Annotated in this window: 11 protein-coding genes; 8 read left to right on the top strand and 3 right to left on the bottom strand. The window is 70.2% G+C overall.

The genetic code is table 11. The features are described from left to right. The first annotated feature begins 44 nt into the window (after positions 1–44). The 3 genes from P6F26_RS19135 to P6F26_RS19125 all read left to right on the top strand — a co-directional run bounded on the left by P6F26_RS19135 (position 45) and on the right by P6F26_RS19125 (position 4,182). A complete protein-coding gene (locus P6F26_RS19135) occupies positions 45–1,718 on the top strand; it encodes a bifunctional protein tyrosine phosphatase family protein/NAD(P)/FAD-dependent oxidoreductase (RefSeq protein WP_278030305.1) in 1,674 nt (557 codons plus the stop codon). Between the two features lie 55 nt (positions 1,719–1,773). Beyond that, complete coding sequence (locus P6F26_RS19130) at positions 1,774–3,522, top strand: SulP family inorganic anion transporter (RefSeq protein ID WP_278030304.1); 1,749 nt, start codon at positions 1,774–1,776, stop codon at positions 3,520–3,522. Positions 3,523–3,600: 78 nt separating this feature from the next. Next, complete coding sequence (locus tag P6F26_RS19125) at positions 3,601–4,182, top strand: peroxidase-related enzyme (protein WP_278030303.1); 582 nt, start codon at positions 3,601–3,603, stop codon at positions 4,180–4,182. Between the two features lie 10 nt (positions 4,183–4,192). On the opposite strand, the gene P6F26_RS19120 is transcribed toward P6F26_RS19125, so the two are convergent. Continuing rightward, complete coding sequence (locus P6F26_RS19120; protein ID WP_278030302.1) at positions 4,193–6,043, bottom strand: tetratricopeptide repeat protein; 1,851 nt, start codon at positions 6,041–6,043, stop codon at positions 4,193–4,195. Positions 6,044–6,208: 165 nt separating this feature from the next. Here P6F26_RS19120 and P6F26_RS19115 point away from each other — a divergent pair, with 165 nt between their 5' ends. The 5 genes from P6F26_RS19115 to P6F26_RS19095 all read left to right on the top strand — a co-directional run bounded on the left by P6F26_RS19115 (position 6,209) and on the right by P6F26_RS19095 (position 11,824). Next, the gene (locus P6F26_RS19115; protein ID WP_278030301.1) at positions 6,209–7,684 is read left to right on the top strand and encodes a UbiA family prenyltransferase; all 1,476 of its coding nucleotides are present in this window, start codon (positions 6,209–6,211) and stop codon (positions 7,682–7,684) included. Next, positions 7,681–8,115, top strand: a complete 435-nt coding sequence (locus tag P6F26_RS19110) for a GtrA family protein (RefSeq protein ID WP_278030300.1) — start codon at positions 7,681–7,683, stop codon at positions 8,113–8,115. The genes P6F26_RS19115 and P6F26_RS19110 overlap by 4 nt, the downstream gene beginning before the upstream one ends. Continuing rightward, a complete protein-coding gene (locus tag P6F26_RS19105; RefSeq protein WP_278030299.1) occupies positions 8,112–9,437 on the top strand; it encodes an FAD-binding oxidoreductase in 1,326 nt (441 codons plus the stop codon). The genes P6F26_RS19110 and P6F26_RS19105 overlap by 4 nt, the downstream gene beginning before the upstream one ends. Continuing rightward, positions 9,434–10,168 (top strand): SDR family oxidoreductase, encoded by a 735-nt coding sequence (locus P6F26_RS19100; RefSeq protein WP_278030298.1) that lies wholly within the window; start codon positions 9,434–9,436, stop codon positions 10,166–10,168. Before P6F26_RS19105 ends, P6F26_RS19100 begins: the two co-directional genes overlap by 4 nt. 162 nt (positions 10,169–10,330) lie before the next feature. Then, a complete protein-coding gene (locus P6F26_RS19095; protein ID WP_278030297.1) occupies positions 10,331–11,824 on the top strand; it encodes a hypothetical protein in 1,494 nt (497 codons plus the stop codon). Positions 11,825–11,902: 78 nt separating this feature from the next. Here the strand turns inward: P6F26_RS19095 and P6F26_RS19090 are convergent, their stop codons facing one another. After that, positions 11,903–12,937, bottom strand: coding sequence for an SUMF1/EgtB/PvdO family nonheme iron enzyme (locus P6F26_RS19090; RefSeq protein ID WP_278030296.1), 1,035 nt, complete (start codon positions 12,935–12,937; stop codon positions 11,903–11,905). Continuing rightward, positions 12,937–14,616, bottom strand: a complete 1,680-nt coding sequence (locus P6F26_RS19085) for a hypothetical protein (protein WP_278030295.1) — start codon at positions 14,614–14,616, stop codon at positions 12,937–12,939. The genes P6F26_RS19090 and P6F26_RS19085 overlap by 1 nt, the downstream gene beginning before the upstream one ends. Positions 14,617–14,961 lie beyond the last annotated feature (345 nt).

Below are 14,961 nucleotides of genomic sequence, written 5' to 3'. Positions count from 1 at the left end.
CCCCCCCCCCCCGCGCACGGGTTTTCATTGGAGGAGGCTCCGTCATGGACGCCAGAACGATCACGGCCGGCCTGTCGGTCGCACCCCAGATCACGCCGCAGGACGTGCAGATCGCCGCAGACCGAGGGTTTCGCGCCATCATCTGCAACCGCCCCGACGGCGAAGGCATGGACCAGCCCAACTTCGACGAGATCGAAGCCGCCGCCGCCCGCATCGGGCTCGAGGCGCGCTATCTTCCGATCACCGCGGGCAAGGTCGGGGACGAGGACGCCGAGGCGTTCGGCCGGCTCCTGACCGAACTTCCCGGCCCCGTCCTCGCCTATTGCCGCACCGGAACGCGCTCGGCCACGCTGTGGTCGCTCGCCGTCGCGAAGGACAAGCCCGTGGCCGACATCCTCGCCGCCACGCAAGCGGCGGGCTACGACATGGGCGGCGTCGTGCGACGCATCGCAAATGGCGGCAAGACCCCGACCGACCGCGCCGACGCAAGCTTCGACGTCGTGATCGTGGGCGGCGGGGCGGCCGGCATCGCCGTCGCCGCATCGCTGCGCCACCGCAAGCCCGGCCTCGAGATGGCGATCATCGACCCCGCCGACATCCACTACTACCAGCCCGGCTGGACCATGGTGGGCGGCGGCATCTTCGAGGCGGCCTCGACTGCGCGCACGATGGGAAGCCTGATCCCCCGTGGCATGCACTGGATCAAGTCCGCTGTCGCGGCCTTCGAGCCGAAGGACAACGCCGTCATCCTCGATGGCTGCAGGGTGGTGAAATACAAGCGCCTCATCGTGGCGCCGGGCCTGAAGCTCGACTGGCACCGGATCGAGGGGCTGGTGGACACGCTCGGCCAGAACGGCGTGACCTCCAACTACCGCTACGACCTCGCCCCCTACACCTGGGAGCTGGTGCGCGGCCTCAAGAAGGGGCGCGCGATCTTCACCCAGCCCCCCATGCCGATCAAGTGCGCCGGCGCGCCGCAGAAGGCGCTCTACCTGTCGGGCGATCACTGGTACCGCCAGGGCGTGCTCGACGACATCCGGATCGATTTCATGAATGCGGGTGGGGCGCTCTTCGGCGTGAAGGACTACGTGCCGGCCCTGCAGGGCTACATGAACCGCTACCGCGCCGAGTTGAATTTCTTCCACAACCTCGTGGCCGTCGACGGCCCGGCGAAGAAGGCCTGGTTAGAGGTGAAGGCGCCCGAGACGGCGCCGCGAACAGTGGAAGTCGAGTTCGACATGCTCCACGTCGTGCCGCCGCAGACGGCGCCCGACTTCGTCCGCGTCTCGCCGCTCGCCGACGCCGCCGGATGGGTCGACGTCGATCCGGCGACGCTGCGCCACGCGACATGGGAGAACATCTGGTCGCTCGGCGACGCGATGAACGCCCCCAACGCCAAGACGGCGGCCGCCGCACGGATGCAGGCGCCCATCGTGGCCGAGAACGTGGCCGACGACATCGACGGACGCTCGCCCACGGCGATCTACAACGGCTACGGCTCCTGCCCGCTGACGGTTGAGAAGGGCACGATCGTGCTGGCCGAGTTCGGCTATGGCGGAACGCTGCTGCCGTCCTTCCCGAAATGGATGATCGACGGAACGAAGCCGACGCGCGCCGCGTGGTTCCTCAAGGAACAGATCCTGCCGCCCTTCTACTGGAAGGCGATGCTGCGCGGGAAGGAGTGGATGGTGAAACCCGAGAAGGTCACCGTCCGCTGAACGGGATGACGGGCGGCCCGCGACCGGGCCGCCCCAACACGAGAAAGACAAGGCCATGATCGAGAAACTCCGCGCCTACGTCCCTGTCCTCGAATGGGGTCCCGCCTACACCCGCGACGCGCTCCAGAACGACCTGATCGCCGCGGTGATCGTCACGATCATGCTGATCCCGCAGTCGCTGGCCTACGCGCTGCTCGCGGGCCTTCCGCCCGAGGCCGGGCTCTATGCCTCCATCGCGCCGATCATGCTCTATGCCATCTTCGGGACGTCTCGCGCGCTGGCGGTGGGCCCCGTGGCCGTCGTCTCGCTGATGACTGCGGCGGCGGTGGGACAGGTCGCGGACCAGGGCACCGCGGGCTATGCCGTCGCGGCCCTGACGCTCGCCGTCCTGTCGGGCGGCATCCTCCTGGCGATGGGGCTCTTCCGGCTGGGCTTCGTGGCGAACTTCCTCTCGCACCCGGTCATCGCGGGCTTCATCACGGCCTCCGGCGTCCTGATCGCCGCGAGCCAGCTGAAGCACATCCTCGGCATCCAGGCCGAGGGACACACGCTGATCGAGATCGTCGCGTCGCTGGTGGCGCACCTGCCCGACACCAACCCCGTCACGCTCGTCATCGGCGTCGCCGCGACGGCGTTCCTGTTCTGGGTGCGCAAGGGGCTGAAGAAGGCCCTGCTCGGCCTCGGGCTCGGCGCGCGCCTCGCCGACATCACCCAGAAGGCAGGCCCGGTCGCAGCCGTGGTCGTGACCACCCTCGCCGTCTGGGCCTTCGGCCTCGCCGACGGCGCGGGCGTCGCGATCGTGGGCGAGGTGCCGCAGTCGCTGCCGCCGCTCACGATGCCGGACATGTCGCTCGACCTGGTGTCGGCGCTGTTCGTGCCCGCGCTCCTGATCTCGGTCATCGGGTTCGTCGAGTCGATCTCTGTCGCGCAGACGCTGGCGGCCAAGAAGCGCCAGCGCATCGATCCCGACCAGGAACTGATCGGCCTCGGCGCGGCCAACATCGGCGCGGGCTTCACCGGCGGCTACCCGGTGACCGGCGGCTTCGCGCGCTCGGTCGTGAACTTCGACGCGGGCGCCGAGACGCCGGCGGCCGGCGCCTATACCGCCGTCGGCCTCGCCATCGCGGCGCTGGCCCTCACCCCGCTGATCTTCTTCCTGCCCAAGGCGACGCTTGCCGCGACCATCATCGTGGCCGTCCTCAGCCTCGTGGACTTCTCGATCCTGCGGAAGACATGGACCTACGCGCGGGCCGACTTCGTGGCGGTGGCGGCGACGATCCTCCTGACGCTCGGCGCGGGCGTCGAGGTGGGCGTGTCGGCGGGCGTGCTTCTGTCGATCGCGCTCCACCTCTACAAGACGTCGCGGCCGCACGTCGCCGAGGTCGGCCTCGTGCCCGGAACCCAGCACTTCCGCAACATCCTGCGCCACGACGTCAGGACGGACCCCGCCGTGGTGACGCTGCGCATCGACGAGTCGCTCTACTTCGCCAACGCCCGCTTCCTGGAGGACCTCGTGCAGGACCGCGTGACCGCCGACAGCCCGGTGAAACACGTCGTCCTGATGTGCTCGGCGGTCAACGAGATCGACACCTCCGCACTCGAAAGCCTCGAGGCGGTGAACGAACGGCTGCGCTCCATGGGCGTCAAGCTGCACCTCTCCGAGGTGAAGGGGCCCGTGACCGACCGGCTCAAGCGCTCGCATTTCCTCGACGAGCTGACGGGCCAGGTCTTCCTGTCGCAATACGACGCGTGGACCGCGCTGTCGGGGCGGACGCCCGGCCCGACCCTGAAGGCCGCGCAGTGAGGGGCGCGCGCGCCGCAAGGGGCCTTGCGCCCCGGCGCGCGCGCCGCCACGCTGCCGCCCGAAAGCGGAGGATGCGACATGCCACAGCCCGAACACGTCTCGATCTACGACCTGCCCGACCCGGCCGACCTCGACGACGAGACACGGGCCTACTTCGAGATCTGCGTCGAGAAGCTTGGCATGGTTCCCCACGTCCTGCGCACCTTCTCGTTCAACCAGGACAAGCTGCGCGCCTTCTCGCAATACTACAACACGCTGATGCTGGCGCCTTCGCGCCTGTCGAAGCTCGAGCGCGAGATGGTGGCCGTCGTGGTGTCCTCGGCCAACCGCTGCTTCTACTGCCTCGTGGCGCATGGGCAGGCGGTGCGGCGGCTGTCGGGGGATCCGCAACTGGGCGAGATGCTGGTGATGAACTACCGCGTGGCCGACCTTTCGGAGCGGCAACGTGCGATGCTCGACTTCGCGTGGAAGCTGACGACCGCGCCCGCCGAGATCGTCGAGGCCGACCGCGAGGCGCTCAGGGCCGCAGGGCTCGGACAGGACGAGATCTTCGACCTCGCCGACGTGATCGGCTTCTTCAACATGTCCAACCGCTTCGCGATCGCGTCCGACATGATGCCGAACGCGGAATATCACGCCATGGACAGGGACGCGGGCTGAGGCGGGCGCCTCACTCCGCCAGACGCTGCGCGGCGCCGAGGGTCATCGGGCCGACCTGCGCGTCGAGCGCCCCCTGGTACAGTCCCCGCTCCTGCAGGATGCGCTGGAAGGCGAGCGCCGTCTCCGGGTCCCAGCGCGGCACCGCGCCGTTCAAGGTGCCGCGCATGGCGGTTGGATCGACCTCGCCCGTCTCCAGGGCGCGCACGTAGGTCTCCGCCGCGCGCTGGGGGTCGCGGGCCGTGCCGATGCCCTGCTCGATCAGGAACGCCTTGAGCGCGAGAGCCCGCGCGTCGCCCCGCGTCGCGAGGAAGTCCACCCAGCGATACCGCGCCGCCGCGTTGGGCGGCAGGCCGGGCGCGCCCTCGGCATAGAGTTCGGCCAGCTCCATCGCGGCCTCGGTGTTGCCCGCCCGCGCCGCGCCCGCAAGAAGCGGGACGGCGGCGCGCGCGTCGGGCAGCCCCAGGTCGCCGAGCGCGTCGTCCGCGACCCCCTCGCCGCTCAGGTAGGTCTGCGCCAGCCGGTATTGCGCGAAATGGTAGCCTTCGTCGGCAGCCTGCCGCATCAGCGAGATCATCCGCCCGGGGTCGCGCGGAACGCCGCGGCCGAGGCGGTGCATCATGCCGAGCGTCGCGGCGGCGGCGGGATCGCCCGCCAGCACGGCCTCCTCGTAAAGCTCGACCGCGCGGCCCACGTCCTCGCGGACAGGGCGAATGCCGAAATTGTAGTAATCGCCCAGCCGCGTGAGGGCCGGCGCCACACCGGCCGCGGCCGCGCGCTCGTAGAGCCTGATGGCCTGCCGATGCTCGCCCGTGGCCTGCGCAATGGTCGCCACGTGATAGAGCGCGGCCCCCGCGTCGGGCAGGTCGCGCTCGGCGGCCGTGCAGTCGTCGCGCGCCTCGGCAAGCGCGCGGAACGCGGCGCGCTGCGCCTCCTCCGATATGGGGACCTCGGCCGTGGGCGCGCCCGCGATGGCCACGCACCGCTCCAACGCGGCCTCGGCGGCAAGGCGGGCTTCCTCTGCCGCCAACCGCGCCGCTTCCTCCTCCGCCGCAACCCGTGCGGCTTCCTCGGCTGCCAGCCGTGCAGCTTCCTCCTCCGCCGCAACCCGTGCGGCTTCCTCTGCCGCAACTCGCGCCGCTTCCTCCGCCGCAACCCGTGCGGCTTCCTCGGCCGCCAGCCGTGCAGCTTCCTCCTCCGCAACCCGCGCCGCTTCCTCGGCTGCAACTCGCGCCGCTTCCTGGGCCGCAACCCGTGCGGCTTCCTCTGCCGCCAGCCGCGCAGCCTCCTCCTCCGCCGCAACCCGTGCGGCTTCCTCGGCCGCCAGCCGTGCAGCTTCCTCCTCCGCCGCAACCCGTGCCGCTTCCTCTGCCGCCAACCGCGCAGCTTCCTCCTCCGCCGCAAGCCGCTCGGCTTCCTCTGCCGTCAGCCGCGCGGCTTCCTCCTCCGCCGCGACCCGTTCGGCCTCCTCGGCGTTCGGCGACGGCGGCTCGGCCGCGTCTTCGGCCTGCGCCACTGCCAGCGCAGCCATCCCGCCGTTCTCCTCGGCCGCCTGGCGCGCGGCGATCGCGGCCGAGAGCGCGGCGATGGCCTCGTGGGCGGCCTGCCGAGCGGTCTCGGCCTCCGCCGCCAGCCGCGCCGCCTCGGCTTCCGCTGTTTGTCGCGCCGCGTCCGCGGCATCGGCCGCCTGCCAGGCCGCCTGCGCGACGCGGCGCGCCTCGGCCTCGTCCAGCCGCAGCCGGTCGAGGTCCTCCGCGCCCGCCACGGGCTCCTGCGCGCGGGCCGACATGGGCACGAGGGCCGGCACCGACAGGATCAGAACCGCCGATACCATCAGGGGCAGGATGCGTCCGCTTCGAGACACTTCGGTTTCCTCGTCAAAAAAACGGCACATTACCGGACGATAGCCGCGCCCCATGCCCATGTCGAGACCGCCGAAGCTCAGAAAGGACTGGCCTTCGGCCGTGTGAGATTGCAGTCTCGGGCGGCGTTGAAATGCCCATGAAAACCCAGCCAGGTCGAACTTCGAATGCCCCCCGTTCTGCCCATCGCCGACGATGACTGCAGCCACGCGGGCGCCGCGCCCGAAGCGGGGCGCGTGCTTGCCGTGGACCTCGACGGGACGCTGGTGCGGACGGACATGCTGCACGAGACGCTCTGGGGGGCCCTGTCGGCCCGCAATCTCGCGCTGAGCGATGCCCTTCGCGCCCTGTCGCGAGGCCCCGCGGCGCTGAAGGCGGCCCTTGCGGACCGCGTGACCGTGGACCCCGCCTCGCTGCCCTACGACGCGCGCGTCCTTGCCCGCATCGAGGCCTGGCGCGCGGCGGGCGGGCGCGTCGCGCTGGTGACGGCGTCCGACGCCCGCGTCGCGGCCTCGGTCGCAGCGCATCTGGGGATCTTCGACGCGGTCCACGGCTCGACGCCGGAACGCAACCTCAAGGGTCGGGCGAAGGCCGATCTCCTCGTCTCGGAATACGGCGCAGGCGGCTTCGCCTATATCGGGGACAGCACGGCCGACCTTCCCGTCTGGGCGCAGGCGGACGAGGCGATCGCCATCGAAGGGGCGTCGGGCCTCAGGGGCGCCGTGGACGCGCGGGGCCGGCCGGCCGAGCGCATAACGTCCGAGGGGGGCGATCTGCGCGCGCTCGTGCGCACCCTCCGCCCGCATCAATGGCTGAAGAACCTGCTGGTCTTCGTGCCCATACTGGCCGATCCCAGCCATGGCGGATGGCTGTTCACCTGGGTCCTGGCCGCGTTCTTCGCGATGAGCTTCGCGGCCTCTGCGGGCTATGTCATCAACGACCTGCTCGATCTCGCCGACGACCGCAGCCACCCGCGCAAGCGCAACCGCCCCTTCGCCTCCGGCGCGCTGTCGGCGGCGACGGGCACATGGCTCGCGCCCGCGCTCCTGATCCTCTCGCTCGGCGTGGCGGCGATGATCTCGCTCAAGCTTGTGGCCGTCGTCGTCGCCTATTTCCTGCTGACGATGTCCTATTCGCTCAGCCTGAAGCGTCACGCGGTCATCGACATCTGCACGCTTGCCGCGCTCTACACGATCCGCATCGTGGCTGGCGGCGTGGCCATCGGCGTCAGCCTTTCGGTCTGGCTTCTGGCGTTCTCGATGTTCGTCTTCTTCTCGCTCGCGGCCGCCAAGCGGCTGGGCGAGCTGTCGGACGCGGACGCGGCCGGACGCACGATCAGCCGGCGCGGCTACACCGTCGACGACAGGCGCATCCTCAGCCAGATGGCGATCTCGGCGGGCTATATCGGCGTTCTGGTCCTCGCGCTCTACATCGACGAACCCTATGTGCAGGAACGCTTCGGCGCGCACCGCATGTTCTGGGGGGTCTGCGCGCTGCTGATCTTCTGGATCAGCCGCCTCGTTCTCGTCGCCAACCGGGGCGAGATGGACGACGATCCGCTCATCTGGTCCTTCACCGACGGCGTAAGCAGGCTGACCGTCGCGGCGATCGCGGCGCTCATGGCCATCGCGGTGCTGTGGTGAGGCGAAGCACCCTCATACTGCGCTACACGGGCTTTGCCGTGCTGGCCGTGCTCGCCAACCTCGCGACGCAACGGCTGGTGCTGGCGGGCGCGGGCGAGATCGGCGGCAGGCGTCTGGTCGCGGCCATGGCGGCGGGCACGCTGGTGGGCCTCGTGGTCAAGTACTTGCTCGACAAGCGCTGGATCTTCTTCGACGCGACGCGCGGCGCGCGGGCGCAAGGCGTGCAGTTCCTGCTCTATTCGCTGATGGGCGTCGCCACGACGGCCATCTTCTGGGTCACCGAGACGGCGTTCTGGCTGGTCTGGCAGACGGACCTCGCGCGCGAGACCGGCGCGGTGCTGGGCCTGACGGTGGGATATGTCACGAAATACGCGCTGGACAGGCGGTTCGTCTTCCGCGCGGCACGCAAGGCTGAGGGGGGTGCGGCATGACGCGGCTTTCGGGATGGGGGCGGACGCCGGTGGCCGAGTGCCGCCAGCGCACCGCGCGCAACCAGGCCGATGTCGCGCGCGCCGTCGCCGAGGGGCCGCTGATCGCGCGCGGCAACGGCCGCTCCTACGGCGACCCCGCCATGAGCCCCGGCCTGACCCTCTCGATGAGGGGGATGGACAGGTTCCTGTCCTTCGACGCCGACAGCGGCACGCTGGTGGCCGAGGCGGGCGTTCTTCTGGCCGACATCATAGACACCTTCCTGCCGCGCGGATGGTTCCCGCTGGTGACGCCGGGCACGAAGTTCGTCAGCCTCGGCGGCGCGATCGCCGCGGACGTCCACGGCAAGAACCACCACCGGGACGGCAGCTTCCGCACCTGCGTGAACTGGATCGACGCGATGGGCGCGGATGGCGAGGTGCGGCGCATCTCGCGCGGGGACAACGCGCAGGACTTCGAGGCCGTCTGCGGCGCGATGGGCCTGTCGGGCGTCATCCTGCGCGCCGAGATCCGGCTCAGGCCCGTCGAAAGCGCGTGGATCATGCAGGAGACGATCCCCGCCCCCACGCTCGAGGCCGCGATCGACACCTTCGAGGAGCGGCTCGACGCGCTCTATTCCGTGGCATGGATCGACTGCACCAGCCGTCCCCCGGGGCTTGGCCGCAGCCTCGTCATGCTGGGGCGGCACGCGACCGTCGACGAGTTGCCGCGCGACCGGCGGCGCAAGCCGTTCGAGGTGCCGGGACGGCGCGGCCTCAAGGTGCCGATCGACTTCCCCGGCTTCGCGCTGAACCGCTACAGCGTGCACCTGTTCAACGAACTCTACTATCGCATGGGCCGGCGCAAGGCGGGCGAAACCCTCGTGGACTGGGACAGCTACTTCTACCCCCTCGACGCGATCGGCGACTGGAACCGCATCTACGGGCGCCGGGGCTTCTACCAGTTCCAGTGCGTCCTGCCGCTCGACGGCGCGCGCGCGGGGCTCACGCGGATGCTCGACGACATCTCGCGCACCGGCCTCAGCAGCTTCCTGAGCGTCCTGAAACGCTTCGGCGCGGACGAAAGCCGCCTCTCCTTCCCGTCGGAAGGCTACACGCTCGCCCTCGACTTCCCCGCGAACGACCGTAGCCGCGCCCTGCTGGAGCGCCTCGACGCGATCGCGCTCGATCACGGCGGGCGCTTCTACCTCGCCAAGGACGCCCGGATGAGCGCGGAGACCGCAATCTCCGCCGATCCGCGCCTCGCGGAATTCCGCGACCTGCGCCGCGACCGGGGCTGGTCGGAGCGCTTCGTTTCCCTGCAATCCGAAAGGCTAGGCCTGTGAACAAACCCGTCCTCATCCTCGGCGCGGCCTCGGGCATGGCGCGCGCGATCGCGCGGGCCTTTGCGGCCGGGGGGCACGACATCATGCTCGCCGCGCGCAACGTCTCGCGGCTCGAGGACGACCGCGCCGACCTTGCGACGCGCCACGGCGTGGAGGTCACGCTGCACGAATTCGACGCGCTCGCCCTCGAGACGCTCGGGGATTTCGTCGCCGGCCTGCCCGAGCTGCCGCACGTCGCCGTGTCGGCCATCGGCGCGATGGGCACGCAGCAGGAGAATGCGGCAGACCCCACGGCCGGCGCCATGGTCATGCGCGCGAACTTCGAGGGGCCGGCCGCGATCCTCGCGCACCTCGCCAACGCGATGGAGGCGCGCGGGTCCGGCACGCTCGTCGGGATCTCGTCGGTCGCGGGCGAGCGGGGGCGTTCCTCGAACTACGTCTACGGCTCTGCCAAGGCGGGGTTCACGGCCTTCCTGTCGGGCCTGCGAAACAGGCTGGCGAAGAAGGGCGTGCACGTCGTGACGGTCCTTCCCGGCTTCGTCGCCACGGCGATGACCGAGGGCATGGACCTGCCAGAACGCCTGACCGCCCAGCCCGAAGAGGTCGGCGCGGCCGTGTTGAAGGCGGTCAGGACGGGCCGGAACGTCATCCATGTCCGGCCGATCTGGCGAATCGTCATGATGGTGATCAAGTCGATCCCCGAGCCGGTCTTCAAGAAGACCAGCATCTGAGCGCGGGCCGCCGCCGCGACGCCTCCCTCGGACGCGATTCCGGCGCGAAAGCGCGCGACAAGCCCGATCGGCAGGCGGGAATCCGCCAAGTGGCGGAGGGACGCGCGAAATCGCCGGGGCGATTGTTGTGAAGTTAAGATTTTATGCGTAACGCCGACAGTCATGAAAGGGTCGATTTACGCACCTCTCGCGGCGCGTCTCAGGGACAGATCCGGCACTCGCCTCTACTCGCTCGATACGGTCATCGCCACGGTGGCCGTGTCTTCGGTGGTGTCCGCCCTCGCGAGCTTCGTCGTCGTGTCCAACGTCTATGAGGCGATCCACGGCAAGCCGGGAGCCGCCGTCGTGTACCGGACCGCCACCGCGGACGAGGCCGTGCAGGCGCCTGCGCGCCGCCTTCCCGTCGTGGAACAGGCGTCCGGCCTCGGCATCCTGTCGCGCTTCCCCGACCAGGGCCCGTCGTCGCGGCAGCCCGCACGCCCCGACGACATCGGCGTGACCTTCGCGGCCCTGCCGCACATCTCTCAGCCGCTTGGCCGGGATGCGTCGGCCGAGATCGCGGTCGCCCCGCCGTCCGGCCCCCTCCCAGCCCGGCGCGCCGGGCCCGAGATCGCCTTCGATCTGCGCACGCCGCTTGCCCGTCCCGACGGTGTCGGTCCGCGCGCCACGCCCGAGGCCGAGACCGCTGCAAGCGCCGCCCTCGTCAGCGTCAGCCCCCGGCCGGCAAACCGGCCCGGCACCATCGTGGCCATGGCTGCCCGCCGACAGGACGCCGCGCGCGCCGAAGCGCCGGAGGCGGCGCTTGCGCCTGCGCGCCTCGGGGCCGGTCCCGACCGCGGTGGCCTCGTCCAGCCGCGCGCGGGCCGCAACCCCTGTTCCGCCCGCATGGCCCGCGGGATCCCGCGCCGTCCGGGAAGCGCCGCGGGCGGCTCTGCCGTCATGGCGAGCCTCGGAAACGGCTCGGGCTCGGGGCGCGACAACGCCATCGTGAACGAGGCGCTTCGCGGCAACGTGCCGGACTACCTGCGCGGCCTGCAGCCCGTCCGCTTCACCGGAACCGTGGGCGGACGCCAGACCGAGGTCGTGGTCTGCGTGACGCCCGACTACCTTGCCGTGGGTTCGGACCGCGACCATGTGCGGGTGCCCCTTGGCCTGCCCGCCGCGCTGCGTGTCGCGGACGCCTTCGACATGATGCTGCCCACCACGCGCATGGTGGACGCGATCTACGCGCAGGCCCAGTTGCGCATGGCGCCGCGGCCCATGTCGCCCGGCCCGCAGATGTCCTCGACCGACTATTTCCTGCGCCACGACGCCACGCTCGATGCGCAGTTCGCGGATGCCGGCGGCCGTCAGGGCCTTCTGGTCGCGGGCCACAAGAAGGACCTCGTGATCGCCAACCGCCTCAGCAGCAATCGCGGCCGCGTCGCGATCTATGGCTGGCATCGCGGCAATGGCGACCCGATCCAGCCGCTCTCGACGGTGCATGGCGAATACTACGCCGATTACAGCCACGGGATCAGGCTGGTCAGCCGCACCGCCTACCTCGACGGCCGGGCGGTCGACCTGCGCGCCCTTCTGACCGATGGTGGCTACGCGGGCCTTCTCAACAACGACGGGCCGCTCAGTTCGGCCACGATCCAGCTCGCGTCGCTTTAGGCGCGGGCCGTTCCGCGTTCGGCAAACGGACACGGCGGCACCTTGCGATGCCGCCGTGCCCCGTCTTTCCCGTCCCGCTCAGATGTCGCGGAAGCAGCGGAAGCCGAGATGGTAGTTGCGGTGGCTCGCCTCCGACATCACGCGGCTGCCGTGCCAGAACGGTGCGCGCCAGCGGGCCCAATGCTCGTGCGCGCGGATCGTGTCCCAGATGAACCACGAGCCCTTCATCTCGGTCACGCCAAGCGTGCTCGAGCCGCGGCTGGCCATCTGGTCCTCCGACAGCGGCAGGTTCATGTGCTCGGCCGCGTTGCCGTCGATGTCGTAGACGCCCAGGGGGCTGCGGCATTCGGGGAAGGAGCCGGCCGGATAGGTGTTCGAGCCGCAGCCCGTGAAGCTGCCGCCGTTGCACGAGCCGTTCTTGAAGCTGCCCGTGGCGCAGACGCCGGCCCGCCATGAGCCGATCGAGTAGGTGCCCGCGGTCGAGGCGTAGCGGTTGTTGTGCCACGACCGCATCGTGCTGACGGCGGCCGAGCCTCCCATGCCGCGGATCATGTCGAAGGGATAGTCGGGCGGCAGAAGCTGTCCGGCCGCGGCGCCTTCCCATTCATGCGCATCGCCCATCCGCTTGCCCTCGGCCGCGCAAAGCTGTGCAGCCTCGCTCGCGCGGACCCAGACCACGGGATAGACCATGGGGATGTTGGGCCATTCGAACATGTCCGCGCAGACGGTCGCGTCCGACGGACTTTGCGTGGCGGGATCGTAAAGCGGCACCATGTAGCGCTCGCCGCAGATGCGCTCGTACTGCCGGTTGCGGTAGCTTTCCTGCACCTGCGACACCGACCCGCCAAGCCGCGATGCGGCTTCCTCGGGGCTGAGGGGGTGGCGCGTGACGGCGGGGTTGCCCTGCCCCATCCAGCCGTTGGGCGAATTCGCGAAGATCTGACGGATGCGGCTGATCTCCGAGCCCGAGACGCCGCGCACCTCCTGCATCTGGCGGAACATGATCTCGTTGTTCTGCGCAAGCGACTGCGCCGCGGCGCCGCCTCCGGCGCCAAGCGCGAGCAAGCCGGCAGCAAGCGCCGTCCTGCCCAAGCCCATCAGGTCCATCCCCATCAGTCCCTCCGTACAAGATAGAAGAAGTCACGATTGTCGGGCGCGCTGACGAAGCGCGGAATGCGGGTGCCGCGGCTGCCGCGCACGTCGACGGCGGCCATTCCCGAGATGAGGTGCTGCGCCTCGATCTCGTCGCCGTCGTGCTGGTAGAGCGCCATGTAGGTCAGCTCCTGGCTGTTCATGTCCAGAAGCATGGCGTAGTCGCACTGGTAGGCCTGGAAGGTGCGCGCCATGGCCGAGGGCGTCCCGCTGGAGAAGTAGGCGTAGATCAGGAACTGGCGACCCGCCACGCTGCGCAGGCAGGCGCCAGCGCGGAGCGTGCGCAGGTTGGCCTCCGCCGAGCCCGACCAGTTGCCCCCGCCCCATGACGTCACCCGGTCCGCCGGCACGCCGTCCTCGAGCAGGGCGACGCCGTTCTGACGCGCCATGACGAGGCCTGGGAGCAGGTCCATGTGCGCCTCGCTCCAGGTTTCCATGCGCACCTCGCCGTCGGCCGTGAGATAGAGCGTGGCGAGGTTCGGCCAGAGCCGCGAGAGCATGACGCCCTGCTGCACGAAACCGTAGTGGTGGCCGAAGTTGAAGGTCGCGTAGTCGCCGAAGCGCCAGGCGCCGTGGTCGCGCTTGAAGCCTCCGGTGAAGGCGGCGGCGACGTCCTCCACAAGCGACGGGGACAGCGTGCCGTTCAGCACCAGCGGATCGGGCCGAGAAAACCCGTCGGGTCCCGCCCCGCGATGCCGGTTCGAGGGACGCGAGGACCAGCCGAGGCTGGGGTGATCGGTGCCCAGTTCGTAGCCGATGTCGAACTGCGACATGTCGAAGGCCACAAGGTAGACGTCGGCCGAGCTTTCCACCCCGTCGAGCCGGTTCGCGCCCGGCACCGCGAAGACGGATTGGGCGATCATGCCCGGCTGCATCACCGAGGCGTAGATGCCGGGGGCGCCGTCCACCTCGTACCACGCGCCGGCCTGCATCCCGGCCTCGGCGCCGATCAGATCGAAGCCCATCGCGGGCCGCATCGCCGGCGCGCGGTCAAGAAGGGCCGCGCCCAGCAACTCTACGCCGCTGACCTCCTCCTCCGCCACGAGTTCCTCGGAGGAGACCATGAAGGCGTCCTCGTAGAAGGCGCCCTTGATCAGGTTCACGATCGAATCGCCGAAGACAACATTGTCGCGCAGGAAGTCCGACACGGCCTCGCGCGTGGTGCGGTTCCCGCGCACCGGATTGCGCAGGAACAGGCTCCAGTCGCAGACGGGCGCGTAAGGGAGATCGGTCGCCCGCGCCTCGGCCAGGTCGCCCTCCCAGGGGGCGCAGAGGATCACGTCGCCGGTGTCGTCGGCGACACGCAGCACGGGCGCGCCGTCCTCTTCGGCCAGAGAGACCTGCCAGATCTCGCGGTCGGCGTTCTCCAGGTGGTAGGAGGCGCGGCCGCCGCCGGGCGGCTCCACGTCGAGGACGAACCACGCGTTGACGTAGGGGTTGAGCGAGGTCAGCCGATAGGTCGTGCCGTCGGGGGCGGTGGCTTCCTGCGCGTTCCGCCAGGGCTGGAGCGCCTCGATCGAGCCGGGGACGGGCGAGGTGAAGACCTCCATCCGGGCCGCCACCTCGGCCTGCGAGGGGGGGGCGATGCCTTGCGCGGCGAGGGCGGCGGGAAACAGGATGGCGGCCGCAGCAGCGCCCATCAAACCATTGAAACGACAAGGTTGCGGCAAGGAACGCTCCATCTTGCTCTGGAAACGGGGATCTGACGCAGTCTGTCTGACGGACCGGTGCGGAGAATTTCTGTCCGAATTGTTGCAACAACTCGTCAATCGAAGCAACGGCGGGCTGGGCGCAGTTGACACGTTTCAAATCGAATTGTTCGCAACGCGCCCCGGCACTCGCGCCGAGGCCGGCGCGGCGCGAAGGCCGGCGCGCCGGGCGCTCAGCCCTCGGGGCCGAAGCCGCGCTCGAAGAAGCGCAGCCAGTTTCCGCCCATGATCGCCTCGATCTCGCCGGCGTCGAACCCGACCGCCGACAGCCCCTCG

The organism is Roseicyclus salinarum (assembly GCF_029624655.1).
GTDB classification, from domain to species: domain Bacteria; phylum Pseudomonadota; class Alphaproteobacteria; order Rhodobacterales; family Rhodobacteraceae; genus Roseibacterium; species Roseibacterium salinarum.
This window is presented reverse-complemented; position numbering and strand designations above follow the sequence as displayed.

What these genes read in the sequence shown, in the direction of transcription:
- P6F26_RS19115 (WP_278030301.1), top strand. Translation starts at nt 6,209, where the DNA reads ATGCCCCCCGTTCTGCCCATCGCCGACGATGACTGCAGCCACGCGGGC.
- P6F26_RS19105 (WP_278030299.1), top strand. Translation starts at nt 8,112, where the DNA reads ATGACGCGGCTTTCGGGATGGGGGCGGACGCCGGTGGCCGAGTGCCGC.
- P6F26_RS19125 (WP_278030303.1), top strand. Translation starts at nt 3,601, where the DNA reads ATGCCACAGCCCGAACACGTCTCGATCTACGACCTGCCCGACCCGGCC.
- P6F26_RS19135 (WP_278030305.1), top strand. Translation starts at nt 45, where the DNA reads ATGGACGCCAGAACGATCACGGCCGGCCTGTCGGTCGCACCCCAGATC.
- P6F26_RS19095 (WP_278030297.1), top strand. Translation starts at nt 10,331, where the DNA reads ATGAAAGGGTCGATTTACGCACCTCTCGCGGCGCGTCTCAGGGACAGA.
- P6F26_RS19130 (WP_278030304.1), top strand. Translation starts at nt 1,774, where the DNA reads ATGATCGAGAAACTCCGCGCCTACGTCCCTGTCCTCGAATGGGGTCCC.
- P6F26_RS19085 (WP_278030295.1), bottom strand. Translation starts at nt 14,616, where the DNA reads ATGGGCGCTGCTGCGGCCGCCATCCTGTTTCCCGCCGCCCTCGCCGCG.
- P6F26_RS19090 (WP_278030296.1), bottom strand. Translation starts at nt 12,937, where the DNA reads ATGGGGATGGACCTGATGGGCTTGGGCAGGACGGCGCTTGCTGCCGGC.